Below are 21,229 nucleotides of genomic sequence, written 5' to 3'. Positions count from 1 at the left end.
GGTCCTCCAGATCAAATACGCGGTCGTTCCGCCGGGACGCTACGGCGACCGCTGAAACCTGAGGTGAACGAAGGCCGCCTCTCCGATGAACCCTTCCCGGGAGAGTACCCGGGAGAGAATAGGAGGATGGCGCCACGCAAAATAGACCAGGAGAAGCTCAGATCCGCGCTCGACGCGCAGCTGGTCGCGCTCGACGAGCCGCCGTTCGACGGGCCCGCGTCCGCTCTGGTGGACGCGTGCGTCGCGGCCGTCATGGCCGCCTACGACAAGGGGCTGAAGCCGGAGCGGGAGGCCGGGCGCTTCGCCGTACGGCATCTGCTCGACCGGCTGGTGGAGAAGGCGCCCGGGCGGACGGTCGAGGTCCGGGTCCCGCCGTACGCGGCCGTGCAGTGCGTGGAGGGACCGCGACACACGCGCGGCACCCCGCCGAACGTCATCGAGACCGACCCGCGCACCTGGCTCCAACTCGCGGTCGGCCGCATCACCTGGTCGGAGGCGATGGCGAAGGGCGCCGTTCACGCGAGCGGCGCCCGTGCCGACCTGTCCGGCCATCTACCGGTCTAGTTGCGGTTGAGCCACGGGATCTTGCTCTCCACGCACTGCTCGGCCAGCTGCTGCGGCAGGCCTGAGCACTCCGCGAAGTAGTTGGAGACCCAGATGGCCGCGCCCACCGCCAGGACCAGCGTGAGCACGCTGAGACCGATGCCGACCCACGCCCTGCCCTTGCTGCCGCCCTTGGACAGGGCGATCACGCCCAGAACGAGGCCGACGAGCGCGGTGATCACACCCGTGAAGCACACCAGCAGCAGGAACAGGCTCGCGATGCCCAGGACCAGCGAAGCGGTGGCCAGCCCGTTGCCCGGCTTGGCCGGACGCCAGCCGGCGCCCTGGTACGGGGCCGCGCCGCCGGGCGGAGGCGCGTAGACGGCTCCCCCTGCCGGGGCGGCGTACGGCGGGGGCGTCTCGAAGGCGCCGGGCGCCGTTCCCTCGGGTGTGGTGCCCTGGGCGCCGCTGCCGTAGGGGCCGCTGCCCTGGCCCCCTCCGTAGGGGCTGCCGGGAACGCCGCCATACGGGCCGCCTCCTGGGGCGCCTGGGGTCCCGCCTTCGTGGCCGCCGCTGCCGGGAGCGCCGGGGACGCCCGAAGCGCCTGGAGAGCCCGGCATGCCCGGTGTGCCTGGGCGCTCGGGGGTTCCCGGAGTGCCGGGGGATTCGCCGGCGAACGCGCCGGTCCCGTAGGGCCCGCCGCCTGGTGTCTCGGCGCCGCCCAGGCCGGCTCCCTGCCCGGGAAGCCCTCCCTGTGGGCTGCCGCCGGTCCGGGGGCCGCCGTACGGGCTGGCGCCCTGCTGGGGGCCTCCGTAGGCGCCGCCGCCCTGCCGGCCCGCGCCGTAAAGGGAGCCGCTCGGCGGGGTCTGCTCACGGGACGTGCTGTAGGGCGTGGTCCCCGTGCCTGGGGCTCCGCCGTACGGACTGGAGGGTGAGACGCCGGGAGTCGACGGGTCGGGCTCGCCCCGACCGCCCGCGGCGAACGCTCCTGCGGCGGCGCCACCAAGGCCGGGAAGGTCTCTGGGGTACTCCTTCGGGCCTCCCTCGTACGGCGACGCGCCGGACAGGTGGCTCGGGTTCGTGTCGGCCGAGTCCGGATACGCAGGCTGGCCGTACGGAGGAGTGGACGGGGTCGGCGGGTCGTACCTGGAAGGGCCTGAGGGCGGCGTCATCTCGCGGGTCTGGTCGTCCTCCGCCCAGCCGGGATAGGTGGGCGTCGAGCCTGGGACCTGGTAGCCGGGCTCCGGCCTGCCCCACTCGGTGAACACCTGCGTACGGTCGGCGTCGGCGTCTCCTCCGGCGGGAGACTGCCGGCCCTGGCTCGGCGAGGGCACCTCGGGCGCGGACGGCAGGTCGGGGTGGCCGGGCTCAGGAGTGGCAGGCGGCTCGGGAACGTCCGGCTGCACCGGAACGGAAGGCGGCTCGGGCACGATCGGGGGCTCTGGCGAGATCGGCGGCTCCGGGGAGATCGGCGGCTCGGGGACGAACGGCGGCTCAGGCGGGACCGGCTGCCCCGGCTCGATCGGCGGCTCAGGCTGGATCGGCCGCTCAGGCTCGGCAGGCTGCTCCGCCCGCTCGTACCCACCCCAGGAGCCCTCTCCCCAGGAGCGCTCCGGCGACCCATGACCCCCGGGCGACGCCGGCTGCCCCGGCGACCCGTACCCGCCGGGCGACTCATACCTCCCGAATGACGCAGGCTGCTCCGGCGACTCGTATCCACCCGACGACGCAGGCCGCCCCGGCGACTCGTATCCACCTGGTGACGTAGGCTGCCCCGGCGGCTCGGACCGTTCCGACCACTCGTATCGGGCCGACGACTCGGACCATTCCGACGGCTCGTAGCTGCCCGACGACCGGGACCGTTCCGGCGACGAGGGCTCGGTCAGGTCGGGCCACTCCGACTGGTCTCCCGGCCCTCCACCCGACCACGCGGACTGCTCGGCAGGCCTCGGCGTGCCGTACGGCTCGCCCGGGCCACTCGTGCCCCATGCGGACTCCGCGGACGACGCCGTGGAAGGCCACTCCGACTCCTCGGACGACCATGACGGGGACGCCTCTGCCTCGGACCATGTGGAGTGCGCCCCGCTCGACTCCTCCGAACCCTGTGTGGAGGGCTTCGGCGTCTCAGGTGTCGGCCAGACGGGCACGTCGGACTCACGCTCGTACGGCCCGCCCCACCTGGTGGGCTCCTCCCCCGAGGAAGCGGGCGGCTCTGGCGCGATCGGCTCCCCGTGCGGCGTCGTGGACGCCTCGTCAGGCCATGGAGCCGCCTCCGGCTCGGATGGCTTGCGCTCGGCGCTGGGCTCGGTCGGATCGCCCGTGGGCTCGCCGCCTCGCGGGCTCTGGCCCGGCCGAGGGTGGTTGGGGTCTCCAGGTGTGGTCACGGTCTACGTCTCCCCCGACGTGTCGGCATGCCGGAACTCCACACTCCCCCGGAACACCCCGTCGAAACGGTGCGACACGGCAAAAGAGTGGCGATCCTTGGGTCACAGTGCGCCAAGCGCCCAGGGCGGATGTGCAACGGCCGAAGCGAGCCTTGCCCCCGGCTCTTGCGTGCCAGGAGCGAACAACCGTTTCACTTACGGCGAAACCCGGCCGCACCTCCGGGGGACCAGCCGATCCAGCCGAACCAGCCGACCCGAGGACCCGACCCACAGAACCCACAGGACCCACCCGACCCGGGCACCCAGCCGACCCGAGTCCTGCTGCCCGCACCTCACGAACCCGAACACCCCGTGAACCCGAATCCTGCTGCCCGGGCACCTCACGGACCTGAACACCCCGTGAACCCGAGTTCTGATGCCCGGACCTCTGCCTGGACCTCACGAACCCGAACACCCTGCGGAGCCGGGACCCCGACGGCCCGGGGCTCCGCAGACCCGCGCACCCCGCGGTCCAGACGGACCCGGCGACCCCAGGCGCCTCGCGGACCCGAGAACGCGACAGACCCGAGCGCCTCGCGGACCCAAGGACGCGACGGACCCGTGCGCCTCCGAACCCGAGGACGCGACGGGCCCGAGGACGCGACGGCCCCCCGGGAGGCGATGGAGCCCAGGACGCGGCGAACCCCCGGACGCGATGGAGCCCAGGACGCGGCGAACCCCGGGACGCGACAGACCCGAGGACGCGGCAGACCCGGGAACGCGACAGACCCGAGAACGCGGTGGAATCCAGGACCCGCCAATGGGGGGACGCGGCGGACGAGATGGGGTTGGTGCGGTCACAGCAGAGAGATCATCGGAGAACGTTCCAATACGGGACGAACACGTCAACTGATGTGATCAGGGCCCCTGGTGTGCGAGCAGCGTCGCAGCCGACCTAAACTGAACCACGTGCTGAAGGGCGACGGCCTGCTGGGCCATGACCTGGACCCCCGTGACCGCGCACCGAAGGACGCCTGTGGCGTCTTCGGAGTCTGGGCGCCAGGCGAAGAAGTCTCCAAACTCACCTACTACGGGCTGTACGCGTTGCAGCACCGCGGGCAAGAGTCCGCGGGCATCGCGGTCAGCGAAGGCAGCCGCATCCTCATCTACAAGGACATGGGCCTGGTGGCCCAGGTCTTCGACGAGTCGGTGCTCGGCACGCTCCGCGGGCATCTCGCGATCGGCCACTGCCGCTACTCCACGACCGGTTCGAGCGTGTGGGAGAACGCGCAGCCCACGCTGAGCTCGACCGAGGTGGGTGGTCTGGCCCTCGCCCACAACGGCAACCTGATCAACACCCCCGAGCTGGCCGAGCGCCTGGCCCCAGGCGTGACCAGGGCGACCACCGACACCGAGGTGCTCACCAACCTGCTGGCCCAGGACCGCACCCGCTCCATCGAGGACGCCGCGGCCGAGCTGCTCCCGCAGGTCAAGGGCGCCTACTCGCTGGTGTTCATGGACGAGAAGACGCTCTACGCCGCCCGTGACCCGCAGGGCATCCGCCCGCTGGTGCTCGGCCGCCTGGAGCGCGGCTGGGTCGTGGCCTCGGAGACCGCCGCCCTCGACATCGTGGGCGCGACGTTCGTGCGCGAGGTCGAGCCCGGCGAGCTGCTGACGATCGACGAGGGCGGCGTGCGCTCGCGCAGGTTCGCCCTGGCCGACCCGAAGGGCTGCCTGTTCGAGTACGTCTACCTCGCCCGCCCCGACACCACGATCGCGGGCCGCGGCGTCCAGACGACGAGGGTGGAGGTGGGCAGGATCCTGGCCCGCGAGCATCCGGTCGAGGCGGACCTGGTCATCCCGACCCCCGAGTCGGGCACGCCCGCCGCCGTCGGCTACGCCGAGGAGAGCGGCATCCCGTACGGCCAGGGCCTGGTGAAGAACTCCTACGTCGGCAGGACGTTCATCCAGCCGTCGCAGACCATCCGCCAGCTGGGCATCCGCCTGAAGCTCAACCCGCTCAAGGAAGTCGTCGCGGGCAAGCGCCTGGTCGTCGTGGACGACTCGATCGTGCGCGGCAACACGCAGCGGCAGATCGTCCGCATGCTGCGTGAGGCGGGCGCGCGCGAGGTGCACGTGCGCATCTCCTCGCCGCCGGTCGCCTGGCCCTGCTTCTACGGCATCGACTTCGCCACGCGTGCCGAGCTCATCGCGGGCTCGCTCAGCGTGGAGGAGATCCGCCAGTCGCTCGGCGCCGACTCGCTCGGCTACATCTCGCTCGAGGGCCTGACCAAGGCGACCACGATCCCCGCCGGGCGCCTGTGCAGGGCGTGCTTCGACGGCTCGTACCCCATCCCGATCGACCAGGACAACGTCGGCAAGTACGTACTGGAGAGTTCGCCCAAGTGAGCACCTACGAGGCCGCAGGCGTCGACATCGAGGCGGGCGAGCGCGCCGTCGAGCTGATGAAGGACAAGGTCGCCCGCTCGCGCCGGCCGGAGGTGGTCGACGACGCCAGCGGGTTCGCCGGGCTGTTCGACGCCTCGGCGCTGCTGCGCTACAAGCGGCCGCTGCTGGCGACCTCGACCGACGGCGTCGGCACCAAGGTCATGCTCGCCCAGCAGTACGGCAAGCACGACACGATCGGCGTCGACCTGGTCGGCATGGTGCTCGACGACCTGGTGGTGTGCGGCGCCGAGCCGCTGTTCATGACCGACTACATCGCCTGCGGCAAGGTCGTGCCCGAGCGGATCGCCGAGATCGTCGGCGGCGTGGCCGAGGGCTGCAGGCTGGCGGGCGCGGCCCTGGTCGGCGGCGAGACCGCCGAGCATCCGGGCGCGATGGGCGCCGACGAGTACGACCTGGCGGGCGCCGGCACGGGCGTCGTCGAGGCCGACGCGATGCTCGGCCCCGACCGGGTGCGTGAGGGCGACGTGGTGCTCGGCCTGGCCTCGTCGGGCGTCCACTCCAACGGCTATTCGCTGGTACGGCACGTCATCAAGCAGGCGGGGCTGTCCCTCGACACCGAGGTGCCCGAGTTCGGCCGGCCGCTGGGCGAGGAGTTGCTGGAGCCGACGAGGATCTACTCGCTCGACTGCCTGGAGCTGGCCCGCACGCTCGAGGTGCACGCCTACGCGCACATCACCGGCGGCGGCATCGAGGGCAACCTGTCGAGGTCGCTTCCCCCGCACCTCGACGCGCTGCTCGACCGCTCGTCGTGGACGGTTCCCGCCGTTTTCGGCGTGCTCGCCGGGCACGGCGGGATCGAGCGGCAGGCGATGGACCGCACGTTCAACCTGGGTGTCGGCATGGCGGCGATCGTCCCCGCCGAGGTGGCCGACCCTGCGATCGAGCTGCTCGCGGCGCGAGGGCTCGAGTCGTGGGTGCTGGGCGAGGTCGTGGCGGGCGGCACAGGCCAGGCGCGCTACCGCTAGCTCGCGGGCGCGGTCCTTCCGAAGCCTGGCTTCGGAGGGACCGCCGCCGTGTGTGCCTTCGGGAAAAGTGCGGAAACGCGGAAGTGCCCCACGGGTGGGTCACCCGCGGGGCTCACCGCGACAACAGATCAGCTATCGACGCCCGGAGGGCCGGTCGTCGTCATCGTCGCCGTAGTCATCGGCGTAATCGGCATAGCGATCCGCCAGCTCGTCGTTGAGGTCGTCGGCGTCGTCATCGTGGTTGGAGTCAGAGACTCCGAGCTCATCGCGAAGACGCTCAAGATCCGTGCCACCGCTGTTGTACTTCAGCTGGCGAGCAACCTTGACCTGCTTGGCCTTTGCTCGGCCGCGCCCCATTGGCTCGACCCCCTCGTGTGGGGTCGTCCCCGACCCCTCGTCGCTAACGCACCACACACTGACGCCATGACTTTGGGCGTCAGTCTCTCGTTCGCCTATTACCGTACCTGTTTTGCGCTCAGCTCGGTACGTCGTATGGACGTGGGGCGTCAGCCGCCCAGCCAGATGGCCCTAATTCGCCCGACTTCCGACATTCTGCGCTCAGCCAGCCTATCCGCTGCCACCGCCGGTGGCACGCCCTCCTCGGACGCGATGCCGAAAATCTTGAGCGTGGTGTCGAAGATCTGGCTCGCCTTGGCCCTCGCGCGCTCCATGTTGAAGCCCTCGATCTCGTCGGCGACCTGGATGACGCCGCCGGAGTTGACCACGTAGTCGGGGGCGTAGAGGATCCCGCGGTCGGCGAGTTGCTTCTCCACTCCCGCGTGGGCGAGCTGGTTGTTCGCGCCTCCGCAGACGATCTTCGCACGGAGCCGGGCGACCACGGCGTCGTCGAGCGCACCGCCGAGCGCACAGGGCGCGTAGACGTCGATGTCGGCCGCGGTCATCTCGGCCGCCGACGCCACGACCTCGACCGAGGGGTGGCGCTGCCGTACCCGCTCGACGGCCGAGGCGTTGACGTCGCAGACGACGACCTCTGCGCCGTCGTCGACGAGGTGGTCGACGAGGCGGTGGCCCACCTTGCCGACGCCTTCGACCCCGACCCGCTTGCCGCGCAGCGAAGCCGTATCCCACAGGAAGGAGGAGGAGGCGCGCATGCCCTGGAAGACGCCGTACGCGGTGAGGATGGAGGAGTCGCCCGCGCCGCCGTGGGCGACCGTGCGACCGGTGACGAAGCGGCTCTCGCGGGCGACGAGGTCCATGTCCTCGCTGAAGGTGCCCACGTCGCACGCGGTGTAGTAGCGGCCGTTCAGCGACTGGACGAAACGTCCGTAGGCGCGTAGCAGCGCCTCGGACTTCAGCGTGGCGGGGTCGCCGATGATGACGGCCTTGCCGCCGCCGAGGTCGAGCCCGGCGAGCGCGTTCTTGTAGGCCATGCCCTTGGAGAGGTTGAGCACGTCGGCCAGCGCGGCCTGCTCGCTCTCGTAGGGATAGAACCTGGTGCCCCCGAGTGCTGGGCCGAGCGCGGTGTTGTAGATGGCGATGATGGCGCGCAGCCCGCTCTGCTCGTCTGCGCAGAAGACGACCTGCTCATGCGTGTCCTTGTGGGACAGCCCGAAGACGTCGGTCACGGTAGTGACTCCCTGTCCGGTCCGCCGCCCCTTCGCGGCGGAGATCACCTCTCAGGGTAGAGGGCGGCACGGCATGCCGTCGCCCCATGCACCGGCGCGAGTGGCCAGGTCGCAGCGTTCAGTGTGGACCACAACGGTGCAAGCGGGTTGTCTTCGTGACACGATGCCACCGTGCTGCCCTATGCCGCTTACCTTCGTGTCTACGAGCCGCTGACCGCGTTCCCCGAGCAGGATCGCGCCGCCTGGGCCGAATACGCGGAGTCACGCGACCGTCCGCGCAGGGCCACCGCGCTCGACGCCGAGCACGGCGAGTCCATCCGGCGGCTGCTCGCGAAGCCTCCCCACCCGGCTCCGCCCCAGGAGAGCCCCAACGCCTATCTGCGGCGTGTCGAGGATCGTCTCTATGTCTGTCCCTGGCAGACCCGGTTGCGCTCGTGGCTGGCGTTCTCAGACTTTCGTGGGAGCACTCCTGTGAAACTGATGGACAGCTTCGTGCCGCAGACGATCGCCGAGCAGACCGCCGACGACTTCGACAAGTACAAGCGGCAGGGCGGCTCGTCGGCGCTGCGCACCCACATCAGGACGACGACGTGGAACGTCCCTCCCGCGTGGTTCGTGCCGTTCGACGGCAACGAGCGGTGGCTGGTGCTGGGCAAGCCGGCCAACGGCCAGGACACCACGACGACCACGGGGCGCAACCTCATCTACGTCACCTCCATGGCGCAGGCCAGGCGGCGTTCGGCCAAGGCGCTGCAGGTCATCCGCAGGCATGTGGGCGAAGTGGCCACCGGTATAGAGGTGGAGGACATCGCCAGGTGGCTGGAGGAGTTCCACCCCCACTCGCTGGTCGAGCTCGACTACGGGGGCCTCGTCCACCTGATGGACGACGAGGCGCTGCAGGCCGACCAGTCCGTGGCCGAGCTGTCGGCCGCACTCACCGGTCTGGACACAGGTCAAGAAGAACTTGCCTTCGCCATGTACCAACGCGTGATCTTGCGGTGGAAGTCAATGCAACTTCTGGAATCTGCCAACTGAACCCCAAAACAACGGTCTGACCTGCATGAGTAGGTCACGCGTCGCGGCTGCTGGCTTCTGCGAACTGAGTAGTTTGCCGTTTTCACTGCGATACCACGAAACGTGTCGCTAGAATCACCGAGCGTGACATCGCCACGTGGGCGGGCAAGTGGGTCAAAGAAGGGCTCGCCAATCGCTCTGCGTGGCGGTATGGTCACTTCGGGTGATGCCGCATATGGCCCAGAAAAGCCGCACGCGCTGGGCCATAGGGGGACATCCGTGACACGCGCAGAAGCAGTCGCAGGATCGCTGAGCCGGTCCACACGGAGGAGAGGCCGCACAAATGTCAGCTCGTACACCCGAGGCCGAGCCACTGCTCACGCCCGCCGAGGTCGCGACCATGTTCAGGGTCGACCCCAAGACCGTCACGCGGTGGGCCAAGGCGGGTAAGTTGACGTCGATTCGCACCCTGGGGGGACACCGGCGTTACCGGGAGACCGAGGTTCGTGCTCTGCTCGCGGGCATTCCGCAGCAGCGCTCGGAGTAAGTCCGGGGTCGTCACGATCCTTAGGGGGGTTCACGGTGGGCCAGGTTCTACGGCCCGGTCCACCCGCGTGACGACGTCGAGTCTCCCCGCGCGTCGGGGGACGCATACGGGAGTTGGCGCCGCCCGCCCGGCGCCATCCTTCCTCCCCTGTCACCGGCGGTGAGCGTGCGCGAGGTCCACTGTTCGGTACGGTCCCCCCGGCCTGTCAGCCACGGTGGGCCAGACCTCGCCATGAGTCACGCCAGGTCGCGAAGCAGCCGCTCGACGCCCTGGTCGTAGGTCGCCGCCACGCCGAGCAGCGCCACCATGTGGTCGACGAGCATCTTCTCGAGCGTCGGACGCTCGATGTCGCGATGCTCCAGCCAGTCGAGACCCGCGGTCTCGACCGAGGCGATCCACGACCGCAGGGTCGTGCGCAGCACAGGGCTCGGCTCGTCGACGCGCATCTGCTTCTGGATCATCAGGAACAGCCGCCGCCGTACCCCGTCGACGATCTCGCCGACCTCGCCGGCCCGGTTGGCGGGGCCGCCGCGCAGCAGCGCGGCGAAACCCGCCGCGTGTTCCTCGACGAAGTCGAAGTAGCGCCGCAGCCCCAGCGCCAGGTCCTCCAGCGGACGGCCGCCACCCTGGGGGCGCAGCCTCGACTCCAGCTGCTCGGCCGCGCTCCTGAGCGCGGCCACGTACAGCTCCTGCTTGCCGCCGAAGTAGTGGTAGACGAGGGCGCGCGACGCCCCCGCGGCCGAGGCGACGTCGTCGATCGAGACGTCCTCGGCATCACGCTCGCTGAACAACTCCAGGGCGGCCGCCATGAGCTCCTCACGGCGCCGATCCACGCTCAGCCTGCGCCGCGCAGGGCGGGTGCCGCTGCCTGCGGAATTCCCGGAAGTCACACCTGCACACTATCGGAGCCCATGCCTAATAACGCTCGGGCCCGTACCCTGCCGCGTCCTCGATCGTTTGGTGAGACAGGTGCCCATCCAACGCATCGCGGGGGAGACACATGTCAGGACCGCCAGTCAACACGTCCGTCGTCGAGGTAGTAGACACCCTGCCTCGCCCGAGACCCACCATCCGCAACGTCGCCGAACGCGCCGGCGTCTCCAAATCGCTGGTCTCGCTCGTGCTTCGCGGATCCCCGCACGTCAGCGAGCATCGCCGGCAAGCCGTGCTCCAGGCCGCGCGCGAGCTCGGTTACCGCCCCAACGCCGTGGCCCGCAGTCTCGTCGAGGGCCGCACCCACCTGGTCGGCGCGCTCGTGGCCGACCTGCACAACCCGTTCTACGCCGAGTTCCTGGACGGCCTGCAGGAGAGCCTGCACGGCGACGGCCTCAGGATGCTGATCGGCAACAGCCAATGGGACCCGGCTTTCGAGGACGAGGCCGTCGAAGCGTTCCTGGAGCTGAGAGTGGACGGGCTGGTGCTGCTCGGCATCGCTCCGACCAGCGAGACCCTCATCGAGGCGACCTCCTACACCCCCACGGTCGTCGTAGGGGAACGTGACATCGAGCTCGACAACGTCGACATCGTGGTCGACGACGACCAGCTCGGCGCCCGCCTGGCCATCGACCACCTGGTCGACCTCGGCCACAAGCGCATCGCGCACATCGAGGGCACGCGCTCCTCACGCTGCGAGGGCTACCTGGTCGCGATGAGGCGGCACGCGCTCGCGCCGTACATCATGGTCGAGCACGGCGACAGCACCGAGGAGGGCGGCAGGCGCACCGCACGCGCGCTGCTGACCCGCGACCCCAGGCCCACCGCGATCTTCGCGGCCAACGACGTCGTCGCGCTCGGCGTGCTGTCGGCGGCCAGCGAGCTCGGGCTGCGGGTGCCGGAAGACCTCTCGGTGGTCGGCTACGACAACACCCACCTGTCGGCCGTCCACCACATCTCCCTCACCTCCGTCGACCAGCCCAGGCGAACCATGGGCCGTTCGGCGGCGGCGCTGCTGAGCGACCGGATCCAGGACCCCGGCAAGGTCGCCCGGCTGCGCCAGGTCACCCCCGAGCTGATCGTACGGCGGAGCACAGGCCCCGCCTAAGCGTTGGTCAAACACCGGGGCGCCCTCCCGCCGCGGTTGTTAACTCTGACGGGTCACTGCTGTATCTGACCCGGGGGACAGTCATGCGTGATCCAGAACTGGTGTCATGCGCCCAGCGCGCGGCGGCCGAGCTCGAGCGCGCCTGGGCGCACTGGCGCGCGGGACGGGGACGGGGAACGGACGTCGGGGCCGAGTCGGTGGCCAGTTATGTGGCCCACTCCCTCGACCATCCGTGGGGCCGCCCGCGCGTGGTGCTGGGGCTCGACGCCGAGGACGCGAGAGAGCTGGCGGCGCTGCTGCAGCGCCAGGAAGTCGGCGAACACGTCTGGTGAGTCCTGCCCGTCACGTATTTTGGAGCGTATGCGTTTTCTAGCTGCCTCCACTCTCGCCCTCTGCGGCCTCGCCGCCGCCGCGTGCGGCGGCACCGCCAACAGCGAGAGGGTCGCCGCGCCCGTGACCGCCCAGCCACCGGTCGCGGGCTCTCCGGGCGCCGCGGCGCAGGTGCGGGAGAAGCCGCTCGAGGGCAAGACCATCGTGGTCGACCCCGGCCACAACGGGGGCAACGCCAGGAACCCGAAGGCCATCAACCGCCAGGTCAACGTCCTGACCCAGTGGAAGGCCTGCGACACCACCGGCACCTCGACCAACGACGGCTACAGCGAGGCCGCCTTCACCTGGGACGTCTCCCAGCGCCTCGTCAAGATCCTCAAGTCGCGTGGCGCCACTGTGAAGCTGACCCGCAAGGACAACGCCGGCGTCGGCCCCTGCATCACCGAGCGGGCCGCCATCGGCAACAAGACCAGGGCCGACGCGGCCATCTCCGTCCACGGCGACGGCTCCGCGCCCGCCAATCACGGCTTCCACGTCATCATGCCGAAGAAGATCAACGGCCCGGTCGACCCGGTCGTCGGCGACTCCCGCGAGCTGGGCCTCAAGGTGCGTGACGCCTTCAAGAAGGAGACGGGCCTGCCGTACTCCACCTACATCGGGGCGAAGGCGCTCAGCTTCCGCAGTGACCTGGGCGGGCTGAACCTGTCGACGGTACCGAAGATCTTCATCGAGTGCGGCAACATGCGCAACGCCGCCGAGGCCGCCAAGTTCCAGAATCCCGCCTTCCGGCAGCGGATCGCGCAGGGTCTGGCGGACGGTTTGCAAAATTACCTGAAGTGACATCATTTGCGGCATGAACACGCTGCTGCTGCCCCGCCCGAATGTTCTGTCCACGCTGTCCGGTTCGTATGAGCTCTCCGTAGGGGCCACCGTCTCGGGCCCCGCCGACCTGGCCGACGCGGTACGGCGGGCGCTGCCGATCCTCGACCTGCGCCCTGGCGACACCGGCGCGATCGACGTCAGGGTGGACCCGTCGCTCGGCGAGGAGGCCTACCGCCTGGTCGTCGGCTCGCGCGGCGTCGAGATCACCGCGGGCGGCAGGGCGGGCGCGTTCTACGCCGCGCAGTCGCTGCACCAGCTGCTTCCCGACGCGACCTACCGCAGCGCCGTACCGGCTGAGTCGTGGGTCGTGCCCGGCGTCCGCGTCGAGGACGCCCCCGCCCACACGTGGCGCGGGCTGCACGTGGACGTGGCGCGGCACTTCCTGCCCAAGCGCGAGGTCCTGCGCGTGATCGACCTGATGGCCGTCCACAAGCTGAACCGGCTCCACCTGCACCTCGTGGACGACCAGGGCTGGCGGGTGGAGAGCAGGGCCTACCCGCGTCTGCAGGAGGTCGCCTCCCACCGGACGCGGACCGCCACCAACTACCACCGCGAGGAGCCCGCCTACGACGGGATCCCGCACGGCGGCTACTACACCCTCGACGACCTGGCCGAGATCGCGCAGTACGCCAGGGCCCGCGAGGTCGTCGTCGTCCCCGAGATCGACGTGCCGGGCCACGCGAGCGCCATCCTGGCCGCCTACCCCGAGCTGGGGGCGACGGGCGAGCGGTTCGAGGTGCTCGACAGGTGGGGCATCTCCCCCGCCATCCTGTCGCCGCTGCCGCCGACCGTCGACTTCCTCACCACGATCTTCGATGAGCTCCTCGGGGCCCTGGGGGCGACGCCGTACGTGCACATCGGCGGTGACGAGTGCGTGCTCGACGACTGGGAGGCCTCCGCCGAGATCAGCGCCTACCGGGAGTCGCTCGGGCTGGCCGACGTGGGCGAGCTGCACGCCTGGTTCCTGCGGCGGCTGGCCGACGTGCTGGCCGAGCGCGGCGCGCGGGCCGTCGTGTGGGACGAGGCGTTCGTCAGCGGCGCGCTGAGGCAGGACACGCTGGTCATGCCGTGGCGGGGTATGGGGGTCGGACGCAGGGCCGCCGCCGCGGGGCACGAGGTGGTCGCGACCCCCGTCTTCCCGCTGTACTTCGACTACGCCGAGGCGGCTTCGGCCGACGAGCCGATGGCCATCGGGGACACGATCACGGTGACGGACGTCGCCTCGTTCGAGCCCGCGCCTGCCTCATGGGAGCCCGGCGAGCGGGAGCGGGTGGTCGGGTTGCAGGGGCAGCTGTGGAGCGAGCGCATCTCCGACGCCCGGACGCTGGACTACCGGGCGTGGCCGCGGGCCTGCGCGCTGGCCGAGGTGGCCTGGGGCGGGGAGGCCGGGTCCGACTTCATGGACCGGCTGGAGCGGCACCTGGGCAGGTTGGACGCGCTCGGGGTCGAGTACCGTCCGCAGGCGGGACCGCTGCCCTGGCAGCGGAGGCGCCCGCACCGGCCCAGCCGGGTGCAGGTGGCGGCGGCGATGGAGCACCTCGACGAGATGACCCTGTCGGCCACGTCGACCAGGCCCAGCATCTGAGGCCCCGCGCCCGCCTGGTGCCAGTGCCGTCGATCTCCCGGGCCGGCCGCCGCCCGCTGACGAGGGCGGTGGGGCTGGGTACACCCTCGCTCGGGAGATACCTCCATTCCTGCGACAGGGTGGACGACCTAGCGTCGATGACCATGACAGCATCTACTCGCACGGAGCGGAGCGCGGGAAGCCGTATCGCCAACGTCAGTCTGTGGGTCCTCCAGGTCGTCATGGCGGCCGGATTCCTCCTGGCGGCCATGGGGAAGTTCACGGGCGCGGAACCGTCCGCCGGCACCTTCGACGCCATCGGCATCGGCGACTGGTTCCGCTATCTGGTGGGCGGGCTCGAGGTCGTGGGCGTCGTGGGCCTGCTCGTTCCAAGGCTGGCCGGGCCCGCCGCGCTGGCGTTGTCCGGGCTGATGGTGGGCGCGTCGCTGACCCAGCTCATCGTCGTCGGAAGCGGCGTGGCACTGCCGGTCACGATGCTCGTCCTGTCCCTGGTGATCGCCTGGGGCCGCAGGAGCGGCACGGCGCGCCTGTGGGCCGCCCTGACCCGCCGCTGACCGCCGCATGCCGCGGGAGCCCCCCACACCGACGTGCCGATGCGCCGTGCACGTGGCCGCCCGCGACCCGGACACCTTCTCAGGCCTCAGGAGCGCAGCTCGGGGAACTGGTCATCACGCCACTCCGGGAGCGAGGACTTCGCCGAGGCGGCTTCCTCCTCCCGTCCGCGGAGCTCCACCCTGCGGATCTTGCCCGACACCGTCTTGGGCAGCTCGAAGAACTCCAGCCGCCGCACCCGCTGGTACGGGGGGAGCTTGTCGCGGGCGTGCCGCAGGATCGCCAGCGCGGTCTCCCTGTCCGGCTCCCAGCCGGCCGCCAGCGCGACGTACGCCTTCGGCACCGCCAGCCGCAGGTCGTCGGGCGAGGGCACGACGGCCGCCTCGGCCACCGCGGGATGCTCGATGAGCACGCTCTCCAGCTCGAAGGGCGAGATCTTGTAGTCCGAGGCCTTGAACACGTCGTCGGTGCGGCCGACGTAGAAGATGTAGCCGTCGGCGTCACGGGTGGCCACGTCGCCGGTGTGGTAGTAGCCGTCGGCCATCGCCTCCGCGTGGCGTCGCTCGTCCCCCTGGTATCCGGTCATGAGCGAGACCGGCCTGCGGCTCAGGTCGATGCAGATCTCGCCCTCCTCGGCCTGCTCGCCCGTGATGGGGTCGACCAGCACCACCGGCACGCCCGGTGCTGGCAGGCCCATCGAGCCTGGCTTGACCGGCATGCCCGGCACGTTGCCGACCGACAGCGTGGTCTCGGTCTGGCCGAAGCCGTCGCGCAGCGTCAGCCCCCAGTGGTGCTGGACCTGCTCGATCACCTCGGGGTTCAGCGGCTCGCCCGCCGAGACCACCTCGCGCAGCCGGCCCGGGCCGCCGGACAGGTCAGCCTTGATCAGCATCCGCCACACCGTGGGCGGCGCGCAGAAGGTCGTCACCTCCGCCCTGCGGATCTGGGCCAGCAGCGCGGCGGGATCGAACCTGCCGTAGTTGTGGACGAAGATCGTGGCCTGGGCGATCCAGGGCGCGAAGAAGCAACTCCACGCGTGCTTCGCCCAGCCTGGCGAGCTGATGTTGAGGTGCACGTCACCGGGCCGCAGGCCGATCCAGTAGGCCGTCGTCAGGTGCCCCACCGGGTAGGAGACCTGGGTGTGCTCGACCAGCTTGGGCCTGCTCGTGGTGCCCGAGGTGAAGTACAGCAGCAGCGGATCCTCCGGCGCGGTGCCGGGGTGCGCCGCGGGGGGCGCGGAAACGGCGTACGCGTCGCGATAGGCGGCCCAGCCCGGCGGGGCGTCCCCCACGCAGATCGTCGTGTACTCCCCCGGCACGTCGTCGAACTTGGCGGTGTCCGCCGCGTTGGCGATCACGTACCGGGCGCCGCCCCTGTCGATGCGGTCCGGCAGGTCCGCGGGGCCGAGGGCGGTGGTGGCCGGCAGGATCACCGCGCCGAGCTTCATGACCGCCAGCATCGACTCCCACAGTTCGACCTGGTTGTTGAGCATGAGCATCACCCGGTCCCCCCGGGAGACGCCCTGCGCCGCGAGGAACGCCGCGACCTGGTCCGATCGCCGCGCCATCTCGTCGAAGGTGTAGCGGGCCTCGGAGCCGTCCTCCTCCACCACCCACAGCGCCGTCCTGTCGTTGCCGCGGGCGATCGCGTCGAACCAGTCCACGGCCCAGTTGAAGGGGGCCTGGAGCTGCGGCCACGCGAACTGCTCGACCGCCTCTGCATGGCGCCCGCCCAGGTCGAGCAGCAGGTCACGCGCCTGGAGATAGATCTCGGTGTTGCTGGTCGCGCCCATGGCGGCAACTCCTCTCGACGGTTGCCACAAGCTACGACAGCAGTATCAGGCCCGGCACCCCCGAAAGGGGGAGATCGCCACCTACCTCCGGCGCGGACCGCGGCTTCAGCGGGTCCAGGCGGGGTCGCGGCCGGTCAGGCCGAGGACGCGGTCCAGGACGGGCGCGGCGTCGTCGACCGCGACCGCGGGGCCGTAGACACCCATGGCCCTGCCTTGTTCGGCGTTCTTCCCGACCTCGTCGTGCACGTAGTCCATGAGGTCGTCGTCCCACGTCAGGCTCTGGCCTGTCGCGCGTGCCAGGTCCCACCCGTGGACGATCAGCTCACCCATGATCATTCCGCCGACAAGTGACGCCGGGAGCTCGGTCGGCCCTCCCATGTGCGTCGTGCCCTCCCACGCGGCGGCCCGGCTCCAGGCGGCGACGACGCGCTCGACGTTCGCCTCGAGGGCGGCCGTCCAGTCGCCCGCCGTGAGGTCCACGTCCGTCTCCGCTCCGGCCGGCGGCGGCACGATCTCTCCGCGCCCTGCCCCTTCGAGCGAGGGGCCCCAGAACAGCAGGTGGTTGACCAGCTTCCGCACGTCGTACTCGGCGCAGGGGGTACGGGCGTCCAGTTGGTCGGGCTCGATGCCGCGGACGATCTCCATCAAGGGTGCGGCCGCGCGGGCCATCAGTTCTTCGCCAGACATGACGCCCAAGAAAGCACATCTCCCGCATGGTCGTCTTGAACAAACGCGACGTAAGCTCGGCCGCGTGCCCCGAGACACCCGTGAACTCGCCGGGGCGTGGGCGAGGTTCCAGCACCACGCCTTCCCGAGCCCTTCGCCTGACCTGGCGCCGTTCGTCGACCGGTACTGGGTGGTCTCATGGGAGTACGACGAGCCGTACCGCCAGCTCGTCGTGCCGTACCCGAACGTGCACCTGACCTTCCGCGACGGCGGCGCCACGGTGCAGGGTGTCCACAGCGGGCATCAGGTCAAAGTGCTGGCGGGGACGGGTGGCGTGTTCGGCGTGGCGTTCCGGCCCGGGGGGTTCAGACCGTTCCTGGGCGCCTCCGCCTCGACGATCACGAACCGGTCGATCGAGGCGAGCCAGGTGTTCCCCGGCGCGCTGCCTGACCCCGTCGAGGTCGCGACGGTCGAGGACTTCCTGCGATCGCGGCTGCCCGAGCGCGACGCCAGAGCCGAGCGTGCCGCGGACGTCGTCGCGACGGTCATCGCTCACCCCGAGATCACCAGGGTCGACGACCTGGCACGGCATGCCGGCACGAGCGTCAGGGAGCTGCAGCGGCTGTTCGCGGAGTACGTCGGCGTGGGCCCGAAATGGGTGATCCGCCGCTACCGGCTGCACGAGGTCACCGAGCGGCTGGCGCGGGGCGTGCCGATCGACTGGCCCGGGCTGGCGGCCGAGCTCGGGTACGCCGACCAGGCGCACTTCGTCAGAGACTTCAAGGAGATGTTCGGCGAGTCGCCGACCTGGTACGCCCAGCGCTATTGACCGAACCCCTCGACCCGGTTCAGCTGGGGGCGCAATCGCGGCAAGCCACGCATGCGCGCGCTAGGGTCTGGCGGCCATGGTGGAGATCACGGGGGCCGATTCCACGACGGTCCCGGCGACGGCCGGCACGCGCGCGAACCGGCAGGGTTGGCTGGACGCGCTGCGGGCGGTCGCCGCGCTGGTGGTCGTGTACGAGCACGCGCTCGATCCGCTGTTCCCCGAGCTGCGTCCCATCACGGGGCCGTGGTTCAACGCCGGCATGTACGGCGTGATGGTGTTCTTCCTGGTCAGTGGCTATGTGGTGCCTGCGTCGCTGGAGCGCGGGGGCAGCGTGGCCGAGTTCTGGACCGGCCGCCTCTTCCGCCTCTACCCGCTGTGGGCGGTGGCCGTCGCCGCGGCGGGCGTGCTGGCCGTCACGGGGGTCGACCCGATGCACGTGTGGCTGACGCAGCGGCCGGTGTCGGCCGTCGTCGGGCACGCCACGATGCTGCAGGACCTCCTGAACGTGCCCAACGTCATCAACGTGCTGTGGACGCTGTCGTACGAGATGGCGTTCTACTTCCTGGTCACGGCCCTGTACGTGGCGGGCCTGCAGCGGCGCAGCGCGGAGGTCGGGTGCGGGTTCGCCGCCGTCGCCCTCCTGGCGGGAGGGCTGCTGCCCTCCATCCTGCTGTCGCACGGCGCGACGGCGACGCTCGGCCTCACCCTGGGCGTGACCGCGCTGGGGGCGTGCGGTCTCGCGGGCGTCCTGAGCTCCCGCGCCGTCGCGCGGCGGGCGGGGGCGGCGGCGCTGGCGCTGGTCGCGGTGGGGCTGCCGGCCGTCAACGGGCGCATCCCCGCCTGGCAGAGCATGACCATCCTGGCCACCATGTTCGCCGGCACGGCGCTCTACCGGGCGCGATCAGGCCAGATCGGCTGGAGCAGGACGCTCCCGCCGGTGCTGTTGGTGCCCCTGGCGGCGGTCGCCGCGGGGGTCTGGCACGGCCAGGAGTCCCCGTGGCCGTGGGTGAACGCCGTCGTCGCCGCGTGGGTCACCTTCGCCGCCGGGATGCTGCTGGCGCACCGGGCGGTGCCGCGGTTCTGGGCGTGGCTGGGCGTGGTCAGCTACTCGGTGTACCTCATCCATCCGATCCTGCTCGAAGTGGTGGACGGGCTGGTGCCGGACCCCGGCGCGCTCGCCTGGCCGTACCGGGCGGGATTGGGGGCGGCCGTGCTCGCGGCGTTGCTGGGGACGGTCGCGCTCACGTACCGGCTGGTGGAGGCCCCGGCGCAGCGGGCCGGCCGCCGCCTCGCCGCGCGGCTCCGAGCACGACGAGGAGACGCTCGCGGCTGAGAGCGTCAGCGGGCGGTGCGGCCGATCATCGCGGGCACCGTGGTGGCGTGGCGGCGCAGGCGGCGGGACAGCTGGCGGTGGATGCGGGAGGCCCACAACGGCCCGCCGTAGATCATCCCTGTGTACCCCTGCACCAGCGTGGCTCCGGCGAGCAGCCGCTCCCACACGTCGTCCACGTCCTCGACGCCGCCGACGGACACCAGGGTGAGCCGGTCGCCGACGCGGGCCCGCAGCCGCCGCAGCACCTCGATCGAGCGCTCCTTCAGCGGCCGTCCGGACAGCCCGCCGCTCTCCCCCGCATGCCGGATGGTGGTGTTGGTCGCGATGATCCCGTCGAGCCCCAGCTCCAGCGCCAGATCCGCCACCGCGTCGACGTCGGCGTCCGCCAGGTCGGGCGCGATCTTGACCAGCAGCGGCGTACGGCGCGGCGTGGAGTCGGCGACCTCCTTGACCGCCGCGAGCAGCGGCCGCAGCAGCTCCACCGCCTGCAGGTTGCGCAGGCCCGGCGTGTTGGGCGAGCTGACGTTCACCACGAGGTAGTCGGCCAGCGGCGCGAGCTCCTTGGCGCTGGTGACGTAGTCGGCCACCGCCTCGGACTCCGGCACGACCTTGGTCTTGCCGATGTTGACCCCGACGACGACGGGCACGCCTCGCGTACGGCGGAGCCTGCGGGCCGCCGCATGGGCGCCCGCGTTGTTGAACCCCATCCTGTTGACGACCGCATGCTGCCGCAGGTCGCGGAACAGCCGGGGCCGCGGGTTGCCCGGCTGGGCGTGGGCGGTGATCGTGCCGACCTCCACGTGCCCGAACCCGAACGCCGACAGCGCCTCGGCACAGGCCGCGTCCTTGTCGAACCCGGCGGCGAGCCCGAGCGGCCCAGGGAAGTGGACGCCGAAGGCCGTCACCCGCAGCGCGGGGTCGCTCGGCGCGAGGAAACGGTGGAGCAGCCGCTTGAGCAGCGGCAACGTGGAGAGCAGCGCGAGCGCTCTGACGGTCGCGTGGTGCACGGCCTCGGCGTCGAACCGCCGCAAGACCTGCGTGAACAGGAGTCGGTACATCAAGGACCAGGCTATCGGTCCTGGCGGACAAGGCCCGCTTCGTAGGCGACGATCGCGGCCTGGACCCTGTTGCGGACCTCCAGCCTGGTGAGGATCGTGCTGACGTAGGCCTTGACGGTGCCCTCGACGATGAACAGCCGCCCGGCGATCTCGGCGTTGGACAGGCCCTCCCCGACCAGGGCGAGAACCTCCTTCTCGCGGTCGGTGAGCACCTCGATCCTGTCTCGGGCGTGCGCGCCGCGGCCCATCCTGCCGCCGCTGAGCTGGGTGATGACCCGCTGGGCGACCTTGGGCGAGAGGTAGGCGGCGCCGCCGGCGACGGCGTGGACGCCTGCGATGAGCTCGCGCGGGTCGCCGGCCTTGAGCAGGAAGCCGCTGGCGCCCACGTCGAGCGCCTTGGCGATGTAGTCGTCCTCGCCGAAGGTCGTCAGCATGATGACCGCGGTGCCTGGCGCCACCCTGCGGATCTCGGCCGCGGCGGCGAGGCCGTCGAGCTTGGGCATGCGGATGTCGAGCAGGGCGACGTCGGGCCGGTGGCTGATGGCGAGATCGACGGCCTCCCTGCCGTCTCCCGCCTCCGCGACGACCTCGAAGGCCGGGTCGACGCCGAGGATCGCGGCGACCCCGGCCCTGATCATGGCCTCGTCATCGGCGAGGAGGATTCTTACCACCTC

General features: G+C 71.0%; 20 protein-coding genes. 12 read left to right on the top strand and 8 right to left on the bottom strand.

Annotated elements, in window-relative coordinates:
* Nucleotides 1–126: 126 nt before the first annotated feature.
* A complete protein-coding gene (locus AC3EO4_RS48810) occupies nucleotides 127–564 on the top strand; it encodes a sterol carrier family protein (RefSeq protein WP_379572193.1) in 438 nt (145 codons plus the stop codon).
* Here the strand turns inward: AC3EO4_RS48810 and AC3EO4_RS48805 are convergent.
* Nucleotides 561–1,973 carry a DUF4190 domain-containing protein gene (locus AC3EO4_RS48805; RefSeq protein ID WP_431902869.1) on the bottom strand — a complete coding sequence of 471 codons (1,413 nt, stop codon included), beginning with the start codon at nucleotides 1,971–1,973 and terminating at the stop codon, nucleotides 561–563. The genes AC3EO4_RS48810 and AC3EO4_RS48805 overlap by 4 nt on opposite strands.
* A 1,902-nt stretch (nucleotides 1,974–3,875) precedes the next feature.
* Here AC3EO4_RS48805 and purF point away from each other — a divergent pair.
* Both purF and purM read left to right on the top strand, forming a co-directional pair.
* A complete protein-coding gene (gene purF / locus AC3EO4_RS48800; protein WP_379572190.1) occupies nucleotides 3,876–5,315 on the top strand; it encodes an amidophosphoribosyltransferase in 1,440 nt (479 codons plus the stop codon).
* Nucleotides 5,312–6,340 carry a phosphoribosylformylglycinamidine cyclo-ligase gene (gene purM / locus AC3EO4_RS48795; RefSeq protein WP_431902868.1) on the top strand — a complete coding sequence of 343 codons (1,029 nt, stop codon included), beginning with the start codon at nucleotides 5,312–5,314 and terminating at the stop codon, nucleotides 6,338–6,340. Before purF ends, purM begins: the two co-directional genes overlap by 4 nt.
* Before the next feature lie 132 nt (nucleotides 6,341–6,472).
* On the opposite strand, the gene AC3EO4_RS48790 is transcribed toward purM, so the two are convergent.
* Both AC3EO4_RS48790 and AC3EO4_RS48785 read right to left on the bottom strand, forming a co-directional pair.
* Entirely contained in the window at nucleotides 6,473–6,697 is a 225-nt protein-coding gene (locus AC3EO4_RS48790; protein ID WP_379572186.1) for a DUF3073 domain-containing protein, read from the bottom strand.
* A 149-nt stretch (nucleotides 6,698–6,846) separates the two neighbouring features.
* Nucleotides 6,847–7,926: a Leu/Phe/Val dehydrogenase gene (locus tag AC3EO4_RS48785; RefSeq protein ID WP_379572184.1), complete on the bottom strand. Its 1,080-nt coding sequence runs from the start codon at nucleotides 7,924–7,926 to the stop codon at nucleotides 6,847–6,849.
* A gap of 171 nt (nucleotides 7,927–8,097) precedes the next feature.
* On the opposite strand from AC3EO4_RS48785, the gene AC3EO4_RS48780 reads away from it, so the two are divergent.
* Both AC3EO4_RS48780 and bldC read left to right on the top strand, forming a co-directional pair.
* On the top strand, nucleotides 8,098–8,961 hold the full coding sequence (locus tag AC3EO4_RS48780) for a DUF8083 family protein (RefSeq protein ID WP_379572182.1): 864 nt from the start codon (nucleotides 8,098–8,100) through the stop codon (nucleotides 8,959–8,961).
* Nucleotides 8,962–9,283: 322 nt separating this feature from the next.
* Entirely contained in the window at nucleotides 9,284–9,487 is a 204-nt protein-coding gene (bldC, locus tag AC3EO4_RS48775; protein WP_013133571.1) for a developmental transcriptional regulator BldC, read from the top strand.
* A 236-nt stretch (nucleotides 9,488–9,723) separates the two neighbouring features.
* Here the strand turns inward: bldC and AC3EO4_RS48770 are convergent, their stop codons facing one another.
* On the bottom strand, nucleotides 9,724–10,377 hold the full coding sequence (locus AC3EO4_RS48770; protein WP_379572180.1) for a TetR/AcrR family transcriptional regulator: 654 nt from the start codon (nucleotides 10,375–10,377) through the stop codon (nucleotides 9,724–9,726).
* A 110-nt stretch (nucleotides 10,378–10,487) separates the two neighbouring features.
* Here AC3EO4_RS48770 and AC3EO4_RS48765 point away from each other — a divergent pair, with 110 nt between their 5' ends.
* From AC3EO4_RS48765 to AC3EO4_RS48745, 5 genes are all read left to right on the top strand, one after another.
* The gene (locus AC3EO4_RS48765) at nucleotides 10,488–11,528 is read left to right on the top strand and encodes a LacI family DNA-binding transcriptional regulator (protein WP_379572178.1); all 1,041 of its coding nucleotides are present in this window, start codon (nucleotides 10,488–10,490) and stop codon (nucleotides 11,526–11,528) included.
* 83 nt (nucleotides 11,529–11,611) lie between these two features.
* Nucleotides 11,612–11,860 carry a hypothetical protein gene (locus tag AC3EO4_RS48760; protein ID WP_379648357.1) on the top strand — a complete coding sequence of 83 codons (249 nt, stop codon included), beginning with the start codon at nucleotides 11,612–11,614 and terminating at the stop codon, nucleotides 11,858–11,860.
* A gap of 28 nt (nucleotides 11,861–11,888) precedes the next feature.
* Complete coding sequence (locus tag AC3EO4_RS48755; RefSeq protein ID WP_431902862.1) at nucleotides 11,889–12,698, top strand: N-acetylmuramoyl-L-alanine amidase; 810 nt, start codon at nucleotides 11,889–11,891, stop codon at nucleotides 12,696–12,698.
* A 13-nt stretch (nucleotides 12,699–12,711) separates the two neighbouring features.
* Nucleotides 12,712–14,325: a beta-N-acetylhexosaminidase gene (locus AC3EO4_RS48750; RefSeq protein ID WP_431902860.1), complete on the top strand. Its 1,614-nt coding sequence runs from the start codon at nucleotides 12,712–12,714 to the stop codon at nucleotides 14,323–14,325.
* A 143-nt stretch (nucleotides 14,326–14,468) separates the two neighbouring features.
* Entirely contained in the window at nucleotides 14,469–14,879 is a 411-nt protein-coding gene (locus AC3EO4_RS48745) for a DoxX family protein (protein WP_431902858.1), read from the top strand.
* 86 nt (nucleotides 14,880–14,965) lie between these two features.
* Here AC3EO4_RS48745 and AC3EO4_RS48740 read toward each other — a convergent pair whose 3' ends face one another.
* Nucleotides 14,966–16,669 carry an AMP-binding protein gene (locus AC3EO4_RS48740; RefSeq protein WP_379572168.1) on the bottom strand — a complete coding sequence of 568 codons (1,704 nt, stop codon included), beginning with the start codon at nucleotides 16,667–16,669 and terminating at the stop codon, nucleotides 14,966–14,968.
* Between the two features lie 105 nt (nucleotides 16,670–16,774).
* Nucleotides 16,775–17,356: a TIGR03086 family metal-binding protein gene (locus AC3EO4_RS48735; RefSeq protein ID WP_379572166.1), complete on the bottom strand. Its 582-nt coding sequence runs from the start codon at nucleotides 17,354–17,356 to the stop codon at nucleotides 16,775–16,777.
* A gap of 64 nt (nucleotides 17,357–17,420) precedes the next feature.
* Here AC3EO4_RS48735 and AC3EO4_RS48730 point away from each other — a divergent pair, with 64 nt between their 5' ends.
* Entirely contained in the window at nucleotides 17,421–18,164 is a 744-nt protein-coding gene (locus AC3EO4_RS48730; RefSeq protein WP_379572164.1) for a DUF6597 domain-containing transcriptional factor, read from the top strand.
* A 76-nt stretch (nucleotides 18,165–18,240) separates the two neighbouring features.
* Entirely contained in the window at nucleotides 18,241–19,497 is a 1,257-nt protein-coding gene (locus AC3EO4_RS48725) for an acyltransferase family protein (RefSeq protein WP_431902856.1), read from the top strand.
* Between the two features lie 5 nt (nucleotides 19,498–19,502).
* Here the strand turns inward: AC3EO4_RS48725 and AC3EO4_RS48720 are convergent, their stop codons facing one another.
* Nucleotides 19,503–20,555, bottom strand: a complete 1,053-nt coding sequence (locus AC3EO4_RS48720; protein ID WP_379572160.1) for a quinone-dependent dihydroorotate dehydrogenase — start codon at nucleotides 20,553–20,555, stop codon at nucleotides 19,503–19,505.
* Between the two features lie 11 nt (nucleotides 20,556–20,566).
* Nucleotides 20,567–21,226, bottom strand: coding sequence for a response regulator (locus tag AC3EO4_RS48715; protein WP_379572158.1), 660 nt, complete (start codon nucleotides 21,224–21,226; stop codon nucleotides 20,567–20,569).
* Nucleotides 21,227–21,229 lie beyond the last annotated feature (3 nt).

The organism is Nonomuraea sp. bgisy101 (assembly GCF_057708945.1).
Note: the sequence above shows the minus strand (reverse complement) of the source record. Positions and strands in the feature narration are given on the sequence as shown.